The organism is Glaciecola sp. HTCC2999, assembly GCF_000155775.1.
Classification (GTDB): Bacteria; Pseudomonadota; Gammaproteobacteria; order Enterobacterales; family Alteromonadaceae; genus Opacimonas.
In genome coordinates this window covers 899,791-922,434 of sequence record NZ_DS989810.1, presented here as the reverse complement: position 1 = coordinate 922,434, position 22,644 = coordinate 899,791, and the positions used below count along the sequence as shown (strand labels likewise).

Sequence of the window (22,644 nt, the reverse complement as noted above, 5' to 3'; positions counted from 1 at the left end):
ACTAATCACTAATTTCCATAATAATAGATTCAAGTTTAAAGACAACGCAGTGTTGTCTTTAATGACTTAACCAACTAACTATTATTGAGGAATTAAACCATGGCTAAAATTAATAGCACAATCCCAGAGTTCAGCGCAGACGTTTTTCACAATGGCGAATTTAAAACCGTCACTTCTGATGATGTGAAAGGTCAGTGGTCCATCTTTTTATTCTATCCAGCAGATTTTACATTTGTATGTCCAACTGAATTAGAAGATATGCAAAATATCTACGCAGAGTTACAGCAACTAGGTGTGGAAGTGTACTCAGTATCAACAGACAGTCACTTTGTTCACAAAGCATGGCACGATCATTCTGAAGCCATTAACAAGGTAACTTATCCAATGATTGGCGACCCAACAGGTGCTATCACACGTGGCTTTGATGTGATGATTGAAGAAGCTGGACAAGCATTACGCGGAACATTCTTAGCTAACCCTGAAGGTGTTATCAAAGTAGCTGAAATTCATGATTTAGGGATCGGTCGTTCAGCTAAAGATATGCTTCGTAAAGTGAAAGCTGCTCAATATGTTGCTAACCATGACGGTGAAGTATGTCCTGCTGCGTGGGAAGAAGGTCAAAAAACCTTAGCACCTAGCTTAGACTTAGTTGGCAAAATCTAAGTACGCATACTTAGATATCAGATGGGGGTAACTCCCCATCTACGTCTTAATTCGACATATACAAACACCACGGTGCCGTTCATTTATAACGACACCATTAAGGAACAAACAAATGATTACTCAAGATATTATTACCGCCTTGCAACAATATACGCAAAACATGAATGCGCCTTTATCATTTGTGTTGCAAACAGGCGAGCACAGTAAACGTGCAGAATTACTCCAATTTTTAACAGAATTCGCATCGGCGAATGAACAGCTCAGTGTGGTTGAGAAAGATTTACCAGACACACTTCGTAGCCCGATTAGTTTCACTTTATTCGTCAACAATGAACCTACTGGCGTTATATTTTCAGGGATCCCTTCGGGACATGAATTTAACTCGCTGGTATTAGCAGTATTACATGCTACAGGCACAGATATTAAACTTGATAGTGGTTTACAACAAATCATTAAAAATGTGTCGGCACCGCTAAAATTCGAAGCTTATGTCAGTTTAAGCTGCCACAATTGCCCGGATGTAGTGCAGGCGTTAAATCAATTTGCATTGCTTAATCCGTTGATTGAATCAGAGATGATTGATGGTGGTCTGTATCCAGATTTAATCGAAAAAAATAATATCCAAGGGGTCCCAAGTGTTTACCTTAATGGTGAGATTTTCGCAAATGGTAAAATCGATACAGGTGCATTGATTGAAAAGTTATTGGAACAACACCCTGAAATCGCACAACAATCTGCTAATGCTCCACAATTACCAGTCCAAGATGTGACTGTTCTTGGTGGTGGGCCAGCAGGGGTATCAGCCGCCATTTATGCAGCTCGTAAAGGGCTTAAAGTGACTATGGTCGCAGAGCGTTTTGGTGGTCAAGTCAAGGATACAATGGGGATTGAAAACTTGATTTCTGTGTCCAGTACAACAGGGCCTGAATTAACCGGTGCGATGATGGCGCACTTACAAGACTATGATGTCACGTTAAAAGAACATTTACGTGTTGATAAGATTGAAAAAGGCGATCTGAAAACGATCACTTTATCCAGTGGTGAGCAGTTTGAATCCAAAACTGTCATCGTGACTACCGGAGCCAAATGGCGCGAGTTAGGTGTACCAGGTGAAAAAGAGAATATTGGTAATGGTGTGGCTTACTGTCCACATTGCGATGGTCCTTTTTTCAAAGGAAAAGATGTGGCTGTTATTGGTGGGGGGAATTCTGGTGTTGAAGCTGCCTTAGATCTTGCTGGTATTGTAAAATCAGTCACAGTATTTGAGTTTTTACCAGAGTTAAAAGCGGACCAAGTGTTGATTGACCAGTTATATAAGCGTGATAACGTCACTGTGATTAAAAACGCGGCCTCTAAACAAGTATTAGCAGAAAATGGTCAAGTGACTGGATTAGAGTACGAAGAGCGAGAAACTGGTGAAGTCAAAATTCAAGCTTTAGATGGTATTTTTGTCCAAATTGGTTTGTTACCAAATTCACAAGTGGTTGATGGTGTCGTGGAGTTATCACCTTATAACGAAATCATTATCAATGAGCGAGGTGAAACTTCTGAACCTGGTATTTTTGCTGCCGGTGATGTCACGACCGTACCCTATAAGCAAATCGTGATTTCAATGGGAGAAGGAGCCAAAGCGAGTCTATCTGCTTTTGATTATTTGATTAAACACTTTTAATATATCCATTAATGAAATATAAAAAAAGCGACTTCTGAAGTGACCCCCGAAAGCTAGACAAAACCTTCGGGGGTTTTTTTATACCTAAAAAGTACTCTTATAGTTAAAAGTAGTTTCTTTCTTATTACATCCGTTCAAAGATCATCGCAATGCCCTGACCACCACCAATACACATGGTTGCTAAGGCGTATTTACCTTGAATGCGTTGTAATTCGTGGATAGCTTTGGTCGCGATAACGGCACCAGAAGCACCAATAGGATGACCTAATGCAATGGCTCCCCCGTTGGGATTGGTTTTGGCTGGATCTAAATCCAGACCTTTACATACTGTGAGAGCTTGAGATGCAAATGCTTCATTCGATTCAACCACATCCATATCGGCAATGGTTAAACCCGCTTTCTTTAATGCTGCTTTAGACGCTGGGATTGGGCCTTCACCCATGACATCATTTGGTACACCAGCTACTGCGTAAGACACAATGCGCGCAATCGGTGCTAAATCGTTAGCTGTGGCATAATCTTCAGATGCTAATGTTAAGAAAGATGCACCATCATTAATACCGGATGCATTACCTGCGGTTACCGAGCCGTCTTTTTTGAATGCCGGACGCATGCCACTTAGGCTTTCAGCAGATGTATCTGGTTTGACGTGTTCGTCTTTATCAAATACGACGGTGCCTTTACGACTTTTTAGTTCAATCGGTACGATTTGGTCATCAAAATAACCCGCTTCGATTGCCGCTGCAGCACGACGATGTGATTCTGCTGCGAAGGCATCTTGTTCTTCACGTGAGATTTCCCACTTATCAGCAAGGTTTTCAGCAGTAATACCCATGTGACCTACACCAAATGGGTCAGTTAATGCCGCGACCATCATATCTGTCATGCTAGTATCACCCATACGAGCACCATTGCGCATCGCGCTGGATAAGTAACCTCCTCGTGTCATATTCTCAACACCACCACCAATGGCTAATTCATGATCGCCTAACATGATCCCTTGAGCTGAGTTAACGACAGCTTGTAGACCAGAGCTACATAGACGGTTAAGTGCCATCGCTGTGGAATCAAGAGACATGCCTGCTTGGATAGAAGCCACACGAGCGACGTATGGGAAACGCGACTCAGTAGGAATTGTATTACCAACAACAATAGATTCGTATTTATCAGCCGCAACGCCTGACTTTTCGATCCCTTGCTTTAACACTTGAGCTGCTAATTCAGCTGGTTCAAGTGCTTTCAAACTACCATTAAAAGTACCAATTGCAGAACGAACTGCGCTTAATACCACTACATTTTTGACACTCATATTAATCTTCCATATTGCTTAGAGGTTATTGTGTGAATAGTGTTGCTGCATATTTTTATGTTTTCAATAACTAAAGTATACTGGCTTGCGTTAAGTTAAAAGAGTAAACATACAGACATTAGTGGTACATTGGTTATATTTTCACCATTTATTTAATCAATTTTGCGAAATCAGCATCGCTATGACGCTCTTTAAGTTGATATTCATCATCACCCCACACCTTGTTCACGACTCGCCCTTTGATGACTGCTGGTCGCCCGGCGAGTTGCTTTGCCCAACGAACAATATGGGTATATTCATGGACTTGTAAAAATTCAGCAGCTTCATAAAGCTTACCCAAACATAAGACCCCATACCATGGAAAAATAGCCATATCGGCAATACTATATTCACTCCCAGCAATGAATTCATTGTGAGCCAGTTGCTTATCCAATACGTCTAGTTGGCGCTTTACTTCCATTGCATAGCGATTAATGGGGTATTCAAATTTCTCTGGTGCATAGGCATAAAAATGCCCAAAGCCGCCTCCTAAAAATGGTGCTGAGCCCATTTGCCAAAACAACCAATTCATGACTTCGGTGCGTTGCGGTCCACTTGATGGTAAAAAGTGACCAAATTTTTCGGCTAGATGCATTAGTATGGCCCCAGACTCAAAAATGCGGATAGGGTGTGCTTTGTCAGTATGGTCAAACAATGCTGGTATTTTTGAGTTGGGGTTCGCTGCGACAAAGCCCGTGCTGAATTGCTCACCTTCTTGGATATTGACTAACCATCCATCATATTCTGCCTCTTTAATTCCTAATGCTAATAATTCCTCAAACATAATCGTTACTTTTACTCCATTTGGGGTGGCAAGGGAATAAAGCTGAAAAGGGTGCTCACCGACGGGAAGTTCTTTTTTATGCGTGCTGCCGGAAATAGGACGGTTAATATTTGCGAATTTTCCGCCGTTAGCACTATCCCAAGTCCAAATGGAAGGAGGGGTGTAAGTTGACTCGGTCATGTTGAATTCCTTATTCGTTTATTTAACTTTAATACGTGGAGTACTGAGCACCGATCATTATATCAATTATTTCATTGAGCATACGACTTAAGTCATAAGTTGTCGACAATTCTTAGGTTAATGCTTGAGTTTATGAACAGGAAGGTCTATATTGTCGACAATGGAATTAGTGATGTGAAGGCGATAACGATGACTCAATTAGCTAAAAAATCTAAGGGAACACCAGTAGTAGAGGCTGTTACCTCCGCAGATAAGACATTTATTACACTGCGTACGGATATTGTTGAAGGTCGTATATTAGCGGGTGCAAAACTGAGTGAAGCAGAGTTGTCGACAAAATATGGGGTAAGCCGCGCTGTTATTCGTGAGGCGATTAGCCGGTTAATGGCATGTCATTTAGTAGAGCGTAAGGCAAATGTCGGTGCTCGAGTGGTAACACTCTCGCCAGAAGGGTTAATTGAGCTTTATCAAGTTCGTGAATCGCTTGAGGGCATGGCGGCTCGATTGGCAGCTCAAAATATGACATCCGAGCAAATCACGGATCTTCAATCCTTACTCGATGTGCATGCCCAAGGCGTGAAAGACTCGCAATCCTATTATCAAGAAGCGGGTGATGTGGATTTTCACTATCGTATTATTATCGGTTCACACAACTCTCAACTCATTACACTACTCACAGAAGGTATTTATCATTTAGTACGCATGTATCGTGTGCAACTTGGTATGGCAGGTCCTCGAGTCACTACTGCATTTGCTGAACATCAACATATTGCTCAAGCAATTGCTAACCGCGACGCAGAGTTAGCTGAAATACTAATGCGTCGTCACATTACATATTCGCGTCAGAATATCGAACATAAATTAAAGCCATAATCGGAACACTAATAAGGAATTACTATGAGCGCAGGTAAAAAATTTCGTCAAGCTCTTGAGCACAACACCCCATTACAAATTGTAGGCACTATCAATGCATATTCGGCCATGATGGCCAAGCAAATCGGTCATCAAGCGATATATCTTTCTGGGGGAGGCGTTGCGAATGCTTCTTATGGTTTACCCGATTTGGGAATGACGTCACTTAATGATGTGATTGTTGATGTACAACGTATTACGTCTGCTTGTGACTTGCCATTATTAGTCGATATCGACACTGGATGGGGCGGAGCATTTAACATCGCTAAGACCGTTCGAGATATGGAAAAAGCGGGTGCAGCAGCCGTGCATATGGAAGATCAAGTGGCACAAAAACGTTGTGGTCATCGTCCAAATAAAGAAATCGTATCTACCGAAGAGATGGTTGATCGTATCAAAGCCGCCGTAGATGCACGTACTGATCCCGATTTTTTCATCATGGCGCGCACTGATTCATTTGCCCAAGAAGGTTTAGAAAATGCGATAGCACGTGCCAAAGCCTACGTCGCAGCGGGTGCTGATGGTATTTTTGCTGAAGCTGTTAAAACGGAAGAGCATTATCGTGCATTTTCTGAAGCATTGGATGTGCCTATTTTGGCTAATATTACTGAGTTTGGTCAGACTGAGTTATGGAACAAAGAGCAGTTAGGTGAGTGGGGCGCTGCGATGGTGCTATATCCATTATCGGCGTTTAGAGCAATGAATAAAGCTGCAGAAAATGTCTATCGTCACATTCTTGAGGATGGCGATCAAAAAGCCGTTGTCGATACGATGCAAACGCGTATGGATCTATACGATTACCTTGGTTATCACGATTATGAGCAAAAGCTCGATTCATTATTTGCTGAAGGCAAAAACAAGTAATTAACACAGTAAATAAGAAACCAAATTTTAAAAAGAATAGGCGCGAGTATTCGATTTAGTGCGCCTAAGACCCTACAACAAAAAAGATTAAGAGGATTTTTCTCATGACAGATAAAAAATTAAGTGGCGCAGGTTTACGTGGTCAAAGTGCAGGTGAAACCAAATTATGTACCGTCGGTAAATCAGGTTCTGGCTTAACTTATTGTGGCTATGATGTATCTGATTTAGCGGATAATGCCACGTTTGAAGAGGTGGCGTATTTATTATTTAACGGCGAATTACCTACTCAAAACCAGCTAGATGAATATGTCACTATGCTCAACAGCATGCGTGATTTACCAGAAGGTCTCAAAGCGGTATTACGTTTAGTACCAAAAGACGCTCACCCGATGGATGTCATGAGAACAGGTGCGTCATTTCTCGGTAACTTAGAGCCGGAAGTGGATTTTGCCGATCAAAACCGCGCAGCGAACCGTTTATTAGCTGCATTCCCTGCGATCATGACCTACTGGTATCGTTATACCCATGAAGGTGTGGAAATTGATTGTGTGACGGATGAAGCGTCTATTGGTGGGCATTTCCTTGCGTTATTGACAGGTAAAACTCCTTCAGAATTGCACCGTAAAGTCATGGATGTATCATTAATTTTATATGCAGAGCATGAATTTAATGCTTCCACTTTTACCGCTCGAGTATGCGCATCGACGTTATCTGATATGTTCTCTTGTATCACTGGGGCGATTGGCTCGCTTCGCGGTCCACTGCATGGTGGTGCTAATGAAGCCGCGATGGAAATGATCCAAAAGTTCAGCTCCCCAGAAGATGCCAAAGTACAAATGGCCGGTATGCTTGAGCGTAAAGAAAAGATTATGGGCTTTGGGCATGCGATTTATCGTGAGTCTGATCCGCGCAATGTTATTATCAAAAAGTGGTCAAAACTACTTTCTGAAGAATACGGTGATAGTTCACTTTATGATATCTCTGTCGCATGTGAAGAATACATGTGGGATACCAAAAAACTCTTCTGTAATGCTGATTTCTTTCATGCTTCTGCGTACTTCTTTATGGGGATCCCGACGCCATTATTTACTCCGATTTTCGTTTGTTCACGCGTCACCGGTTGGGCAGCTCATGTTATGGAACAACGTGATAACAACCGTATTATTCGTCCAAGTGCTGATTATACTGGTAGCGAGCCTCGCACTGTTACGCCAATTGCGCAGCGTTAAAATAAAAGGATGTGATGATGAATAGCGATTATAAAATTCGTTTGGACGACTCAGGGTTAGAATACTTCGATACCCAAGCAGCAGTGGAAGCGATTGAACCTGGTGCGTATGTTAAGCTCCCTTATACCTCAAAAGTATTGGCAGAAAACTTAGTACGTAAATGTACTCCAGAGGCATTAACCATTTCTTTGGAGCAGTTAATTTATCGTAAGCGTGAACAAGATTTTCCTTGGTTTCCAGCTCGAGTGGTATGCCATGATATTTTAGGGCAGACGGCATTAGTGGATTTAGCTGGTTTACGCGATGCCATTGCGGATAAAGGCGGCGATCCTGCGAAAGTGAATCCGGTTGTACCGACTCAGCTGATCGTCGATCACTCCTTAGCGGTAGAGCATGGTGGATTTGAAGAGGATGCGTTTGATAAAAATCGCGCGATTGAAGATCGTCGTAACGAAGACCGCTTTCACTTTATTAATTGGACCAAAACGGCGTTTAAGAACGTCGATGTGATCCCACCAGGTAATGGGATTATGCACCAAATCAACCTAGAAAAAATGTCTCCGGTTGTCCAAGTGCGTGATAATGTGGCCTTCCCTGATACGTGTGTCGGCACTGATTCTCATACCCCACACACCGATGCACTAGGCGTCATTTCAATTGGTGTGGGCGGCTTAGAAGCTGAAAATGTCATGTTAGGACGCGCATCTTATATGCGTTTACCAGATATTGTCGGGGTGGAATTTACAGGTAAACCACAACCGGGTATTACGTCTACCGATATCGTGTTGGCACTGACTCAATTTTTACGCCAAGAGCGTGTAGTCGGTGCTTATTTAGAATGTTTTGGTGAAGGGACTGCACACTTATCGCTCGGGGATCGTGCGACCATTTCTAATATGACACCTGAATATGGTGCAACAGCGACGATGTTCTATATCGATGAACAAACGATTGATTATTTAACTTTAACGGGGCGCGATCCTGAACAAGTTAAACTTGTCGAACACTATGCCAAAACGACCGGTTTATGGGCTGATAGTATGGTAGAGGCTGAGTATGAACGTGTCTTGCAATTTGATTTATCAGCGGTTGAGCGCAACATGGCTGGACCGTCTAATCCACATGCTAAATTACCGGTCAGTGAGTTAGCTGCGCGCGGTATCGCCAAAGCCTATGATAAAGAAGACGGCTTAATGCCTGATGGTGCGGTGATCATTGCTGCTATCACTAGCTGTACTAATACCTCTAACCCACGCAATGTCATCATGGCAGGTATGCTTGCTAAGAAAGCTAATGAGCTGGGCTTAGTGCGTCAACCTTGGGTTAAATCTTCACTTGCACCAGGTTCCAAAGTAGTGAAGATGTATCTTGAAGAAGCAGGGCTTTTATCCGAACTTGAGCAGCTTGGTTTTGGGATAGTGGCGTACGCCTGTACTTCTTGTAACGGTATGTCAGGGGCGCTAGATCCTAAAATCCAACAAGAAATTATCGACCGTGATTTGTATGCTACTGCTGTATTATCAGGTAATCGTAACTTTGATGGCCGGATTCATCCTTATGCTTCACAAGCATTTCTGGCCTCTCCCCCACTAGTCGTGGCCTATGCGATTGCAGGGTCTATGCGTTTTGATATTGAAAAAGATGCATTAGGCACAGATAAAGAGGGCAACCCTGTTTATCTTAAAGATATATGGCCGGATGATGCAGAAGTCGAAGCGGTGATCAAAGCCAGTGTTAAACCAGAAATGTTTAACCAAGTCTACACGCCGATGTTTGATTTAAGTGTCGATTATGGTGAGAAGAATAACCCGCTGTATGACTGGCGTGGGCAAAGTACTTATATTCGTCGCCCCCCTTATTGGGAAGGCGCATTAGCAGCACCTCGATTAATGACCGATATGCGTCCATTAGCCGTCTTAGGCGATAACATCACGACTGATCATTTATCGCCATCTAACGCGATCCTTGCATCTAGTGCCGCCGGTGAATATCTAGCGAAAATGGGCTTACCTGAAGAAGACTTTAACTCGTATGCCACGCATCGCGGCGATCATTTAACAGCACAGCGGGCGACGTTTGCTAATCCTAAGTTACTCAATGAAATGGTCCGAGACGCTGATGGCAATATTCAACAAGGCTCTCTAGCACGAATGGAACCAGAAGGTAACACCGTGCGAATGTGGGAAGCGATTGAGGCATATATGGAACGTAAGCAGCCATTGATTATTGTCGCGGGGGCAGATTATGGCCAAGGCTCATCGCGCGATTGGGCGGCTAAAGGCGTGCGTCTTGCTGGGGTAGAAGTCATCATCGCTGAAGGGTTTGAGCGTATTCACCGCACTAACTTAGTCGGTATGGGCGTCTTACCATTAGAGTTTTTGACTGGCCAAACCCGTCATACGTTTAATATTGATGGTACCGAGACCTTTAGCGTCTTAGGTGATGTCGTCGCAGGATCGAACATGACCGTGGAAGTAACTCGAGCTAATGGCGAGCAGTTTACCATTGAGACGTTATGTCGTCTGGATACCGCTGAAGAACAAAGCGTGTATGAAGCTGGTGGTGTATTACAACGTTTTGCCCAAGACTTTTTAGAAGGTCAAGTTGCATGAGTAGTGTGAGCCCTTCGGTAGTTTTTGCGCCACAACTTAAAGTGCCTGCCACGTATATGCGTGGGGGGACCAGCAAAGGCGTGTTTTTTAATCTCGATGATTTACCGGCAGCAGCGCAAGTCGCTGGCGCGTATCGAGATGCGTTATTGCTGCGTGTCATTGGCAGTCCTGATCCGTATGGTAAACATACCGATGGCATGGGTGGTGCGACGTCAAGTACCAGTAAAACCGTCATTTTGAGTCGCTCAGATGATGATTCGCATGATGTGAATTATCTATTTGGGCAAGTATCTATTGATCAGCCTTTTATCGATTGGAGTGGTAACTGCGGGAATCTAACCGCAGCGGTCGGCTCGTTTGCGATTAATAATGGGTTAGTGGATGCTGCGCGTATCCCTGAAAACGGTATATGCGAGGTACGCATTTGGCAGCAAAATATTGGCAAAACGATTTTAGCATCAGTTCCTATCACCAATGGAGAAGTCCAAGAGACCGGTGATTTTATGCTTGATGGCGTGACTTTTCCTGCTGCGGAAGTGCCGATTGCATTTGTTGCGCCGGTGGAGCCTGATGAGGCGGTATTCCCCACAGGAAATATTGTGGATACACTAGATGTTCCAGGCGAAGGTGTGTTCTCGGTGACGATGATCAACTCAGGGATCCCCACGTTATTTTTTAATGCAGCGGATTTAGGGTATACCGGCACTGAACTACAAGATGCTATTAATGGCGACTCTATCGCGTTGGCGCGCTTTGAAAACCTGCGCTTGCATGGCGCTGTGCACATGGGTTTGAGTCCTAATATTGAAGCCGCTAAGCTATCTCAACACATACCCAAGATCGCTTTTGTGTCAGGTCCTCAGGAGTACACGACATCGAGTGGCGCGCTAATTAACGCTGAGTCGATTGATTGTCATGTGCGAGCGTTGTCAATGGGCAAATTGCATCATGCGATGATGGGTACGGCAGCAGTGGCGATTGGTACAGCTGCAGCGATCCCTGGCACATTGGTCAATCTATCTGCCGGTGGCGGTATGAAAGATGCCATTACCTTTGGTCATCCTTCGGGGACGTTAAAAGTCGGTGCGACGGCTATATGTACAGATGCTGGGCAATGGCAAGTTGAACAAGTCGTCATGAGCCGTTCTGCTCGGGTGTTGATGGAAGGTGTTGTTAGAGTGCCAGCGCCTGAGACTTGCTAAGGCTGACGTCTTTTGTTGTAATAAGATAAATCCAGTTAAAAAGGAATAGTCATGCTTCCTCATAAATTATCATCATTGTTATTGGTTGCTACTATGCTCGGCTCTTTGCTGAGCTTATCGATTCATGCACAAGAAATTGATACTGCTTCGGCGAAAAAAGCAATAGAAACAGGCGCTGTGATTATTGATGTAAGAACTGACTGGGAATGGTCTGCTGGTCATCACCCCGATGCATTGCACATGCAAAATACTCAACTACTGGAAAAAATAAACGAGGCTGGGATTAGTAAAGATCAGACCATTGTATTGTACTGCCGTTCAGGAAAGCGTGCGAAACAATCTACGCTTGATTTACAAGCTGCAGGTTATACCAATGTAATCAATGCTGGTGGTTTCAAAGATATTGCACCAAAATCCGTCTCACAATAACAACGAATGTAACACACAAGTGTTGCAGTGAAGCGTATTTTAGAGAGACTTACTGGACTTTAAAAATGGTACCGGTGGGCGGACTTGAACCGCCACGCATTGCTGCAACGGATTTTGAATCCGTCGTGTCTACCAATTCCACCACACCGGCATTTTAAGAGTGTGTCTGGCGCTACGTGAAAACGTCAGATATCAAAAATTGGAATGCGATTATAACGAGCTAGACGTTATGCGCAAGTGTTTTATATGAATTTATTATTTTATACTTACTTATGACATATTTTTTCATTATTACTGTAAGTCTTGTCATTCTACTATAACAAATTGATGAAGGTATTGATGAACGGCTATGTAATTCTTCGAACAATCGGTTAATATATAAATTATCAGTATCTAGAATCGAATACATACCATGGCAAACCCTAAGTCTCATAAAAGACGCTCATCTCCATCTAAATCAACCTTAAAAGAGTCACCAAATAGTGTTGAAAATAGTGAAACTCTTTATCCGCGAGCCGGTTTTTTTCGTCGCATTGCTGCAATGATTTATGATGGTTTGGTGGCTGTGGCAGTAGGCATGTGTGCCGGTCTGATTATATTGGTGGCCTTGACGATACTGCATGCAAATAAAGTTATTGGAGCTGAGATTGAGCATTTTAGTGATTTTTTGACCCAATCTATACTGTTCACTTCAATCGTTCAATTATGGGTGTTGGCCTGGATAGTGGGCTTTTTCATGTGGTTTTGGGCCAAAGGCGGCCAAACGATTGGGATGCGAGCATGGCGGATGCGGATCTTTAGTACCACTGACGAGCCGATGACAATGGGGCGGTTATGGTTACGCTTAATCTGTGCGTTAGGTGGTTTAGGCACGTTACTGGTAATTTTCATGCCGAAACAAAAACAATCCTTACAAGACATTGTTGCAAAAACCGAAATTTTGGTGTTGACCCAAGCAGCCAATGACCATAAATCTTGGCGTTAAACGTACGATTTTCGTTTTTTGATACTATTGTACGATACCGATAGTGCTCTTATGGGACTATGCTTTAAGTCCTAAAAGGATTTTACTCATGCGCCTGTTTTCTTTACTGATATCTTTATTGACCTGTGTGTTTATCATTACACAGAGTGCTTATCATGGTCCGCAACCAGAAGCCCCGCAAAGCTGGTTAGCAGCTGTTTCGTTCGTTGAAGCAATATCTCAAACGGATAATGAGATAGCAGACGTCGATTTATCGGCTCACGTTGTATATTGGCAAATAGGCCTGCATGCTTTTTCTAAACAAGGAACGACCGCGTTATATACTTATCCACTGATAATGTCTCGAAGCCTTTTCTCAAGTGGTATTCGTGCTCCACCAATGTCCTTTAATTAACCAAAACCATCATTGATAAAAATCAAAAATCAAACGTTATTTGTTAAGGGACATCTATGTCTAAGTTGTTATTTTGTGTGTTGCTGTTGTGCATGGCTGGGCCTGCTAATGCAACACAAATGGGTGAGCTGAATCTTACCTACACCTTATCCGGTGTGATTGTATTAACTATTTTTGCTGTTGCATACGTATTTGTTATCGGAGAAGAGTTTCTTCATATTCGTAAATCCAAACCTATGTTACTTGCCGCTGGTGTTATCTGGATTATTATTGGTTGGATTTATACTCAACATGGTTTTCCTGAGGCGGCAGAAGAAGCCTTTAATCATAATTTATTAGAATATGCCCAGCTATTGTTGTTTTTACTTGTGGCGATGACATATATCAATGCGCTAGAAGAACGCAATGTGTTTGACCGTATTCGCGTATGGATGCTCATGAAAGGCCTGAGCTTAAGAAGTTTGTTTTGGCTCACCGGATTACTTGCATTTAGTATTTCTTCATTTGCCAATAACCTGACCACCGCCATGTTAATGTGCGCGATTGTTTTGAAAGTAGCTAAAGATAATCATCGTTTTATTAATATTGCTTGTATCAATATCGTTGTAGCAGCCAATGCCGGTGGGGTATTTAGCCCGTTTGGAGATATAACGACGTTGATGATTTGGCAGGCAGGTATAGTACAATTTGAGCAATTTATCGTGCTACTGTTCCCTGCATTAGTGAACTTTTTAGTGCCTGCGATGATCATGAGCTTCTTCATTTCGAATGAAAAATCACATGTTGATGAGATTAAACCGGTGCACCAAAAACGCGGAGCTAAGCGGATCATTGTCTTATTTTTCTTTACGATAGCAACAGCTGTGATGTGTCATAGTTGGATGAACATGCCACCGGTATTAGGCATGATGCTTGGCTTAGGCTATTTACAATTATTGGGATTTTATTTACGCCATTCACTACCTAAATCTCTCGATAAAAAACGCGATATTGCTTTACAAAATAATGATGAAGCGGCGCTGAAACAACTGGGGAATATTGTTCCATTCGATGTATTTGAGAAAATATCCCGTGCAGAGTGGGATACATTATTGTTCTTCTATGGCGTAGTGATGTGTGTAGGTGGTCTTGGTTTTATGGGTTATTTAGCCTATGTGTCAGAAGCGATGTATACCAATTGGGAGCCCTTGTATGCCAATATTCTTGTCGGGGTACTTTCGGCGATTGTGGATAATATTCCTGTCGTATTTGCAGTATTGAGTATGTCGCCAGAGATGGATCTAACCCAGTGGCTACTTGTTACGATGACGGCCGGAGTGGGGGGAAGTTTACTCGCAGTAGGTTCTGCTGCAGGTGTAGCGCTAATGGGACAAACCAAAGGCGTTTATTCATTTATGGGTCATCTGCGATGGAGTTGGGCGATAGCTTTAGGCTATGGCCTGAGTATCTACGTCCATTTATTATTGTCGGCGTAATAACAGCACCGCGACTCCTGCAAACAAGGCGCTTGGCACTATAGCGCCTAGCATAGGCGGAAGGTTATAGACCATCGCAAAAGGACCAAAGACCTCATTGGCAATGAAGAAACTAAATCCGGTTAAGGTTCCGACAATAATACGAGAGCCCATGGTAGTCGAACGTAATGACCCAAATACGAATGAAAATGCCATGAGTAGCATGACGCACACTGATACTGGTTGCAGGATCTTGCGCCACATGGCCAGTTCATAACGGGTGGAATCTTGTTGGTTATTTTGCAAATAGCCAACATACTCATACAGCCCTTGTATCGAAAGTGCTTCGGGTTTCACTGTCGCTACAGAGAGCTTATCGGGCGTCAGGGCTGCACGCCATTCAGTCAGTGAAATACGATTAGTCGATATCCTTTGGTCATTGATATAGGTAATGTGAACGTCTTGTAAGGCCCATGATTCTTCCACAAAAGTGGCACGTTTAGCGGCAATAATTTGGGTCAAATCTAAGTCATCATTGAATTTATAGATGGTAACATCGCCTAGGTTCTCTTGGTTGAATACGTTGCCAATACTGACAAAATCACTGCCATCTTTGGTCCATACAATTTTATTGGAAGTAAATACTTGTCCTCCGGAGAGCGCTTCGGTACGAATTTGCTTAGCTTTAGCTTCGCTCACTGGTGTAAGAAATTCCCCCACTAATAAAATAATACAGACCATCACCACGGCACATTTCATCGCGGATTGAATGATGTTCCATTTACTCATCCCTGAAGCTTGCATGACAATAAGCTCCGAATTAGATGCTAATACCCCCATGCCGATGAGCCCGCCGAGTAAGGTTGCCATAGGGAAGAACTGCTCTATATCACGTGGCAAACTGAAAAAGACGAATAATCCGGCCACAATCAAATCATAATCACCTTCACCGACTTTACGTAATTGCTCTACAAATTTGATCAGGGCGCTGAGTCCGACTAGCGTAGAAAGGGTGACAAATATAGTACTCAATAACGTCCGAGCAATGTAGATATCTATGATGGAAAACATTATTTTTCCTCCGGCGAATTATGCGGGTGTTTTGAGCCTGCATTTACCGAGGCTTTAATTGAAGCAGAGGCCGAATCTGATTTAAACATATGTCTGACTTTACTAGAGGTTTTACGCTGTCTAGAAAGCAATACTGTGCCAATAAATAGAATAATGCCATGTACCCACCATAACCCTAATCCTGCTGGAATTTTACCATCTTCTAGTGCGCGTCGCGCCGCCATGAGTAATAGGAAATAGCCTAAATACATTAATATTGCAGGAAAGAGTTTCCCAAAGCGTCCTTGTCGAGGATTCACCTTTGATAATGGCACCGCAATGAGCACTAAAAAGGGCAGGGCGAGTGGGATTGCGATGCGCCACTGCAGTTCGGCAATAGCTTCATCACTATTATCACCAATTAACTCAAGTGTCGGTAGTGCTGCGACTTTTCGGCGCATAGATTCCACTTTTTGTTCGCCTATTTGTATACGATACTCATCAAAATTCACACGCTGATAGTTTTGTTGGCCAATGCTACCATCGTATTGCTGTCCGTTACGTAAAATAAGTTGTTGCGTACCATCACTTTGTACTTCAATCGTGCCAGTTTGAGAATAAATAACTCGGACTTTTTTAGGCTGGTCGGCGTTAATTTGAGAAAGAAATATTTTGGTCAATTGATTATTAGCGGATTCCACTTCATGAACAAATATCACCGCAGCATCATTACCTGTTTGTTGAAATCGTCCGGGTATAATAGCGGCAATACCCGCTTCTGAGCCCGCTTTTTCCCGTAATTGATATTCACTTTCAACTGCTAGAGGCGCGACATACATCGTTATAGATGCGGTGAGTAACCCTAATATAACAGCTAGCAACAACATGACCCGAGTAACATACCATTCGGATACTCCACACGCTTGCAGAACGGTCATTTCCGAATCCACATAAAAACGCCCGTGAGCCATCATAATGCCTAGGAAAAAGCTAATAGGCAGGATTAATGAGGCTAATACGGGTGAGTAAAGCGCTAAAAATCCCATCACTAAACTAGCTGGAATTTCTCCGTCAGTGGCATCGCCTAACACCCTGACAAAGCGCAAGGTTATAAAGATAGCCATGAGGATAAAGAAGATCGCAAATTGCGATTTGAACGTTTCCTTTAAGAGATAGCGAAAAATAATCATATTTGAGATAGAAAACGTCTGTTTTTGGTGGCGAAAGCTAAATTTTTAAGTAAACTAGGTTTTTTTGCAAGTTATTTCGAGGAATTCAGCGTGGAATTTAGTGTAAAAAGTGGTAGTCCAGAGAAGCAACGCAGTGCCTGTATCGTCGTCGGGGTGTTTGAACCTCGCCGTTTAACCGCAGTTGCTGAGCAATTAGATGAAATCAGTGAGGGCTATATCAGTAATCTAATTCGCCGTGGCGATTTAGAAGGTAAAGCCGGTCAGATGCTGTTACTACATCACGTACCGAATGTTCTGAGCGAACGCGTATTGTTAGTGGGATGTGGTAAAGAGCGTGAGCTGAATGAGCGCCAATACAAAGATATCCTTGCAAAAACCATTAAAACGCTAAATGAAACTGGTTCTATGGAAGCGGTATGTTTCCTGCCTGAATTACATGTCAAAGGGCGTGACACGTACTGGAAAGTCCGTCAAGCTGTCGAGGCCACGCAGCATAGTTTATATACATTTTTACAACTTAAAACTAAAAAAGGCGAGCCACGCCGTCCATTACGTAAAATGGTATTTAATGTCCCTACACGCAAAGAATTACCGGCTGGCGAACGTGCGATTGAGCATGGTATGGCCATTGCTAACGGTGTCAAAGTCACGCGCGATGTCGCGAATATGCCACCGAATATTTGTAATCCTAAGTATTTATGGGAACAAGCCCAAGCATTAGGCGAACAATACGAATCGATTCAGACCCAAGTCGTTGATGAAGCGCAAATGGCAGAGCTGCAAATGAATTCCTATTTAGCCGTAGGTCGCGGTTCACATAACGAATCGATGATGAGTATTATAACGCACAACGGCGGCAAAGAAGGCGATGCACCGATAGTACTCGTCGGTAAAGGCCTGACATTTGATTCGGGTGGTATCTCAATCAAGCCAGGCTCCGGAATGGATGAAATGAAATACGATATGGGGGGGGCAGCCTCAGTACTTGGTGTAATGCATACAGTAGCTGAACTGAACCTACCATTAAATATCATTGGTATTTTAGCGGGATGTGAAAACATGCCCGATGCTAACGCTTATCGACCAGGTGATATTTTGACCACGATGTCAGGTCAAACTGTCGAAGTCCTCAATACTGATGCAGAAGGTCGCTTAGTTTTATGTGACGCACTGACCTATGTAGAACGTTATGAGCCTGACTGTGTTGTTGATATTGCGACGCTTACCGGAGCCTGTATCGTCGCTTTAGGGCATCATGCCACGGGTGTGATGTCGACTCACAATCCATTAGCGCACGAGCTATTAAATGCATCAGAGCAAAGTTCTGACCGTGCTTGGCGTCTGCCGTTATGGGACGAGTATCAGCCACAAATTGACTCGCCGTTTGCAGATATGGCGAATATAGGTGTCAAAGGCGCAGGGACGATTACTGCTGGGTGTTTCTTATCGCGCTTCACGAAGAAGTATAACTGGGCACACATGGATATTGCTGGTACGGCGTGGAATAGTGGCGCGAATAAAGGCGCAACAGGTCGACCGGTGAGCATGTTGGCACAATTCTTAATGAATCGTGCTGGTATTGTGACCGAAGACTAGGTCTGATTAACCGATATGACCCAAGCGAACTTTTACCAACTTACCGAACAAGATGGGACTGGCTTTGATGCTAGTTCCATTGCTGTTTTAGCATGCGATTTAGTGGCGCGCTGTTATGGCGAAAAGAAACGTTTGACTGTTTTGTGCACAGATCAAGCTCAAGCAGAAGCGTTCAGTGATTTGTTATGGCAACACCCACCCGAGCGATTTATCGCCCATAATATTGCTGGTGAAGGCCCACATGGAGGAGCCGCAGTCGAGGTGACATGGGGCAATCAAAGCCCCATACGCAGTATCGTAGTCAATGTTGCTGCTCTTCAAATACCAAATCCCGAACGTTATCATACAATTTACGACTTTGTTCCTGTTGCTGAGGCTGATAAAATACGGGCCCGTCAGCGTTACGCCTTTTTTAAACGCGCAGGTTGTCAGATGGCTTTTTTTAATGCCTCCGACATTACGAACGCATAACATTTTTACATCCCCAATTTTTTAACTGAGAGCACCCATGGATAAGACATTTAATCCCAGCGATATTGAACAAGCCTGCTATAAAGCGTGGGAAGACAAGGGATATTTCAAAGCATCTGGTCATGGCGACCCTTATTGTATTTTATTACCGCCACCTAATGTGACGGGTAATTTGCACATGGGCCATGCGTTTCAGCACACCATTATGGACGCGTTAACTCGTTATCATCGTATGAAAGGTGATAATACATTGTGGCAATGCGGTACCGATCATGCCGGGATTGCGACGCAAATGGTAGTAGAGCGTCAGTTAAATGCTAAAGGGCAAACGCGTCATGATTTAGGTCGTGAGGCATTTGTGGATAAAATTTGGGAATGGAAAGAAGAATCAGGCGGTAACATCAGCCAGCAAATGCGCCGTTTAGGCACATCACCAGATTGGTCTCGTGAAGCTTTCACGATGGATGATGACTTGTCCAATGCTGTCCAAGAAGTGTTTGTTAAATTGCACGAAGAAGGTTTAATTTACCGTGGTAAGCGTCTCGTTAACTGGGATCCAGTTTTGTTGACTGCTGTATCTGATTTAGAAGTATTAAATGAAGAAGAAAACGGTCACATGTGGCACATGCGCTATCCACTGGCGGATGGTTCTGGTGAGTTAGTGGTAGCTACCACACGTCCTGAGACCATGTTAGGCGATACGGCCGTTGCCGTACATCCTGATGATGAGCGTTACCAAGGGTTTATCGGTAAAGAAATCAAGTTACCTATTACTGGACGCTTAATTCCGATCATTGCCGATGATTATGTTGACCCAGAGTTTGGTACTGGGTGCGTGAAAATCACGCCAGCCCATGACTTTAACGATTATGATATGGGTAAACGTCATGCTTTACCGATGATTAATATTTTGACTGATGATGCCAAAATCAATGATGTGGCGCCAAAACAATATCAAGGGTTAGACCGTTTTGATGCGCGTAAACAGATTGTGGCGGATTTAGATGCCAATGGTATTTTAGTCAAAATCGATGAGCATAAATTAAAAGTACCTCGCGGTGATCGCTCCGGTGCGGTGATTGAACCGTATTTGACTGACCAATGGTACGTGGCCGTTGAGTCATTAGCCAAGCCTGCTATTGAGGCGGTAGAAAGCGGTGAGATCCGATTTGTACCTGAAAATTACAATAAAACCTATTACCAATGGATGCACAATATTCAGGATTGGTGTATTTCACGTCAGCTGTGGTGGGGACATCGTATTCCAGCTTGGTATGATGAGGCGAACAACGTCTATGTTGGACGTGATGAAGCGGAAGTGCGAGCTAAACATGGTTTAGCGGATGATGTGGCTCTGCGCCAAGATGAAGATGTGCTAGATACTTGGTTCTCATCAGCATTATGGCCATTTGCTACCATGGGCTGGCCGGAAGAAACGCCGGAGCTAGAGACTTTCTTACCAAGTTCTGTGCTGGTAACTGGTTTTGATATCATTTTCTTCTGGGTAGCCCGGATGATTATGATGACCAAAAAATTCACGGGTAAAATTCCGTTTAAAGATATTTATATCACCGGCCTTATTCGTGATGAAAAGGGCGATAAAATGTCCAAATCTAAGGGTAACGTGTTGGATCCAATTGATTTGATAGATGGGATCGAGCTTGAGCCGTTAGTTGCAAAACGCACCTCCGGCATGATGAACCCCCAAGATGCCAAAAAGATCGAAAAAAGTACCCGCAAAGAATTCCCTGAAGGAATCAATGCTTATGGTACCGATGCGCTCAGATTTACGTTTGCAGCAATGGCATCAACCTCGCGTGATATCAACTTTGATATGGGACGCGTGGAAGGCTACCGTAACTTCTGTAACAAAATCTGGAATGCGTCACGCTTTGTCCTGATGAATACCGAAGAGTTTGATACGGGTAAAGACGGTGGTGAGCTGACATTATCCTTAGCGGATGAGTGGATCATTGATACCTTCCAACAGACTATCCATGATGTTGAAAAGGCGATGAACGATTATCGTTTTGATCTCGCCGCACAGTCGCTATATGAATTCACTTGGAATCAATTCTGCGATTGGTACTTAGAGCTATCTAAGCCTATTTTAAACTCTGACGAGTCTACTGAAGCGCAAAAGCGAGGTACCCGTCATACGTTAATCAATACCCTAGAGCAGTTAATGCGTCTAGCACACCCATTCATGCCGTATATTACGGAGCAGATTTGGCAACGTGTTGCGCCGTTAACTTCGGTTGAGTGTACTGATACGAGCATTATGGTACAGCCATTTGTACAATACGATGAAACCAAGCGAAACGCGAAAGCGGCTGGAGATATTGAGTGGGTGAAACAGTGTATTGTCGGCATTCGTAATATCCGTGGCGAAATGGATATCTCGCCGAACAAACTACTCACCGTATTAGCCAAAAACGTGAGCGCTGAAGACCAACGCCGTTTCAATGATGTTGAGACTGTTTTGACGCGTCTAGCGCGCATAGAGAGCTTTACTGTCCTTGCCGGTGGTGAAGAAGCGCCGGCATCTGCTACTGCACTGGTAGGGGAGATGGAGCTGTTGATCCCGATGGCTGGGTTAATCGATAAAGCCGCAGAACTAGCACGTATCGCTAAAGCTGCAGAAAAGATCGAAAAAGACCGTGCGCGCACCGCAGGTAAATTAGGTAATGAAAACTTTGTTAGTAAAGCACCGCCAGCGGTGATTGAAAAAGAACAAGCTAAATTGGCTGATATGGATATGCAGTTAGCGAAATTAGCCGAGCAGAAAGCAACGATTGATGCGCTGTGATTTGGGCTAGTTAAAAGAAGGTTTGTTGAAGTAGATTAAGTTAAGTGAGGTTGTCGTCCTGATAGCTGAGCATAATTAGACAAATTAAGTAAGTATATCGATGCCGCGCTTGAGAGAGTTGCGGCATTTTTAATATTTAAATCAGTTATTTATAAGTCACAATCGATTACATAAAAAAATCCCGCAAAGAGAATGACAAAAACTCTTAGCGGGACACTTTACACTTCCAGTAGTCAACACAGGCTACTGGATTACAAAGGTATGGTGAATTACTTCTCTAATGTTTTGAAGTAATTGAAAAACGCGCATTAGAAGAAGTAAGGTCAAAGGTCGATCAGACACGTGGCTTATATTCACTTGAGAATATTAGATAAATCAGCATAGCTACAAACAAAAAAGTCTCTGTTAAGAGACTTTTTTTATGCTTTTGAGTTATTGTGTAGGTTCGATGTATTGTGTGCCCCACCCATCATAATGTACTTTATGTTTGTCAGCTATTTTAAGCAAGACATCTAAGTCTTCTATTAACGTATCGCGTTTTAGCGGACGGGTAACTACCGCGTCGAAACTAAAAATGATGCCACCATCATCTAACGGCATTTCTTCTGCATCACCTACTTCAAATCCAGCTTTAAATGCATCTACTGCAGCTTTTTCGAGCATATCAAAATTTTGCCCGGCAAGGTGGTGTTCGATTGTATAAGTCCCAGTAGGATCACTTCCGTCGTTAATTAATGCATCAACAATTTCGTTTGTAAAGTCTAGCCATTCATCGCGCTCATCAATATTCATAATACTTT

The 22,644-nt window shown here is 43.3% G+C and carries 19 protein-coding genes and 1 tRNA gene; 14 read left to right on the top strand and 6 right to left on the bottom strand.

Annotation, left to right across the window (positions count from 1 at the left end; all coding sequences use genetic code 11):
• The first annotated feature begins 99 nt into the window (after nucleotides 1-99).
• Nucleotides 100-663: an alkyl hydroperoxide reductase subunit C gene (gene ahpC / locus G2999_RS04020; protein ID WP_010178974.1), complete on the top strand. Its 564-nt coding sequence runs from the start codon at nucleotides 100-102 to the stop codon at nucleotides 661-663.
• Nucleotides 664-775: 112 nt separating this feature from the next.
• Nucleotides 776-2,335: an alkyl hydroperoxide reductase subunit F gene (gene ahpF / locus G2999_RS04015; protein WP_010178972.1), complete on the top strand. Its 1,560-nt coding sequence runs from the start codon at nucleotides 776-778 to the stop codon at nucleotides 2,333-2,335.
• Between the two features lie 124 nt (nucleotides 2,336-2,459).
• On the opposite strand, the gene G2999_RS04010 is transcribed toward ahpF, so the two are convergent.
• Nucleotides 2,460-3,644, bottom strand: a complete 1,185-nt coding sequence (locus G2999_RS04010; protein ID WP_010178970.1) for an acetyl-CoA C-acyltransferase family protein — start codon at nucleotides 3,642-3,644, stop codon at nucleotides 2,460-2,462.
• Between the two features lie 148 nt (nucleotides 3,645-3,792).
• On the bottom strand, nucleotides 3,793-4,647 hold the full coding sequence (gene yghU, locus G2999_RS04005) for a glutathione-dependent disulfide-bond oxidoreductase (RefSeq protein ID WP_010178968.1): 855 nt from the start codon (nucleotides 4,645-4,647) through the stop codon (nucleotides 3,793-3,795).
• Between the two features lie 189 nt (nucleotides 4,648-4,836).
• Between yghU and G2999_RS04000 the strand changes: the two genes are divergently transcribed.
• The 6 genes from G2999_RS04000 to G2999_RS11780 all read left to right on the top strand — a co-directional run bounded on the left by G2999_RS04000 (nucleotide 4,837) and on the right by G2999_RS11780 (nucleotide 11,895).
• Complete coding sequence (locus tag G2999_RS04000; RefSeq protein ID WP_010178967.1) at nucleotides 4,837-5,520, top strand: GntR family transcriptional regulator; 684 nt, start codon at nucleotides 4,837-4,839, stop codon at nucleotides 5,518-5,520.
• Between the two features lie 24 nt (nucleotides 5,521-5,544).
• Complete coding sequence (prpB, locus tag G2999_RS03995) at nucleotides 5,545-6,423, top strand: methylisocitrate lyase (RefSeq protein ID WP_010178965.1); 879 nt, start codon at nucleotides 5,545-5,547, stop codon at nucleotides 6,421-6,423.
• Between the two features lie 104 nt (nucleotides 6,424-6,527).
• A complete protein-coding gene (gene prpC, locus G2999_RS03990) occupies nucleotides 6,528-7,652 on the top strand; it encodes a 2-methylcitrate synthase (RefSeq protein ID WP_010178963.1) in 1,125 nt (374 codons plus the stop codon).
• Between the two features lie 17 nt (nucleotides 7,653-7,669).
• Nucleotides 7,670-10,264, top strand: a complete 2,595-nt coding sequence (gene acnD, locus G2999_RS03985; RefSeq protein ID WP_010178961.1) for a Fe/S-dependent 2-methylisocitrate dehydratase AcnD — start codon at nucleotides 7,670-7,672, stop codon at nucleotides 10,262-10,264.
• On the top strand, nucleotides 10,261-11,466 hold the full coding sequence (gene prpF / locus G2999_RS03980) for a 2-methylaconitate cis-trans isomerase PrpF (RefSeq protein WP_010178959.1): 1,206 nt from the start codon (nucleotides 10,261-10,263) through the stop codon (nucleotides 11,464-11,466). Before acnD ends, prpF begins: the two co-directional genes overlap by 4 nt.
• 51 nt (nucleotides 11,467-11,517) lie before the next feature.
• The gene (locus G2999_RS11780; RefSeq protein ID WP_010178957.1) at nucleotides 11,518-11,895 is read left to right on the top strand and encodes a rhodanese-like domain-containing protein; all 378 of its coding nucleotides are present in this window, start codon (nucleotides 11,518-11,520) and stop codon (nucleotides 11,893-11,895) included.
• 66 nt (nucleotides 11,896-11,961) lie between these two features.
• Here G2999_RS11780 and G2999_RS03970 read toward each other — a convergent pair.
• A tRNA-Leu gene (locus tag G2999_RS03970) sits at nucleotides 11,962-12,046 on the bottom strand.
• Between the two features lie 261 nt (nucleotides 12,047-12,307).
• Here G2999_RS03970 and G2999_RS03965 point away from each other — a divergent pair.
• The 3 genes from G2999_RS03965 (at nucleotide 12,308) to nhaD (ending at nucleotide 14,749) form a co-directional block, all read left to right on the top strand.
• Nucleotides 12,308-12,880 (top strand): RDD family protein, encoded by a 573-nt coding sequence (locus G2999_RS03965; protein WP_010178955.1) that lies wholly within the window; start codon nucleotides 12,308-12,310, stop codon nucleotides 12,878-12,880.
• Nucleotides 12,881-12,968: 88 nt separating this feature from the next.
• Nucleotides 12,969-13,274 (top strand): hypothetical protein, encoded by a 306-nt coding sequence (locus G2999_RS03960; protein WP_010178953.1) that lies wholly within the window; start codon nucleotides 12,969-12,971, stop codon nucleotides 13,272-13,274.
• Between the two features lie 56 nt (nucleotides 13,275-13,330).
• On the top strand, nucleotides 13,331-14,749 hold the full coding sequence (gene nhaD / locus G2999_RS03955) for a sodium:proton antiporter NhaD (RefSeq protein WP_010178951.1): 1,419 nt from the start codon (nucleotides 13,331-13,333) through the stop codon (nucleotides 14,747-14,749).
• Here nhaD and lptG read toward each other — a convergent pair.
• Both lptG and lptF read right to left on the bottom strand, forming a co-directional pair.
• Nucleotides 14,735-15,799, bottom strand: coding sequence for an LPS export ABC transporter permease LptG (gene lptG / locus G2999_RS03950; protein WP_010178949.1), 1,065 nt, complete (start codon nucleotides 15,797-15,799; stop codon nucleotides 14,735-14,737). The genes nhaD and lptG overlap by 15 nt on opposite strands.
• The gene (gene lptF / locus G2999_RS11775; RefSeq protein ID WP_010178947.1) at nucleotides 15,799-16,968 is read right to left on the bottom strand and encodes an LPS export ABC transporter permease LptF; all 1,170 of its coding nucleotides are present in this window, start codon (nucleotides 16,966-16,968) and stop codon (nucleotides 15,799-15,801) included. Before lptF ends, lptG begins: the two co-directional genes overlap by 1 nt.
• A 90-nt stretch (nucleotides 16,969-17,058) precedes the next feature.
• On the opposite strand from lptF, the gene pepA reads away from it, so the two are divergent.
• From pepA to G2999_RS03930, 3 genes are read left to right on the top strand one after another with little or no spacing between them, the layout of a single operon-like run.
• Nucleotides 17,059-18,564, top strand: coding sequence for a leucyl aminopeptidase (gene pepA, locus G2999_RS03940; RefSeq protein ID WP_010178945.1), 1,506 nt, complete (start codon nucleotides 17,059-17,061; stop codon nucleotides 18,562-18,564).
• Nucleotides 18,565-18,579: 15 nt separating this feature from the next.
• Nucleotides 18,580-19,035 (top strand): DNA polymerase III subunit chi, encoded by a 456-nt coding sequence (locus tag G2999_RS03935; protein ID WP_010178943.1) that lies wholly within the window; start codon nucleotides 18,580-18,582, stop codon nucleotides 19,033-19,035.
• 37 nt (nucleotides 19,036-19,072) lie between these two features.
• Nucleotides 19,073-21,844 carry a valine--tRNA ligase gene (locus tag G2999_RS03930; RefSeq protein WP_010178941.1) on the top strand — a complete coding sequence of 924 codons (2,772 nt, stop codon included), beginning with the start codon at nucleotides 19,073-19,075 and terminating at the stop codon, nucleotides 21,842-21,844.
• A 432-nt stretch (nucleotides 21,845-22,276) separates the two neighbouring features.
• Here G2999_RS03930 and rraB read toward each other — a convergent pair whose 3' ends face one another.
• Nucleotides 22,277-22,636, bottom strand: coding sequence for a ribonuclease E inhibitor RraB (gene rraB / locus G2999_RS03925; RefSeq protein WP_010178939.1), 360 nt, complete (start codon nucleotides 22,634-22,636; stop codon nucleotides 22,277-22,279).
• Nucleotides 22,637-22,644: the final 8 nt, after the last annotated feature.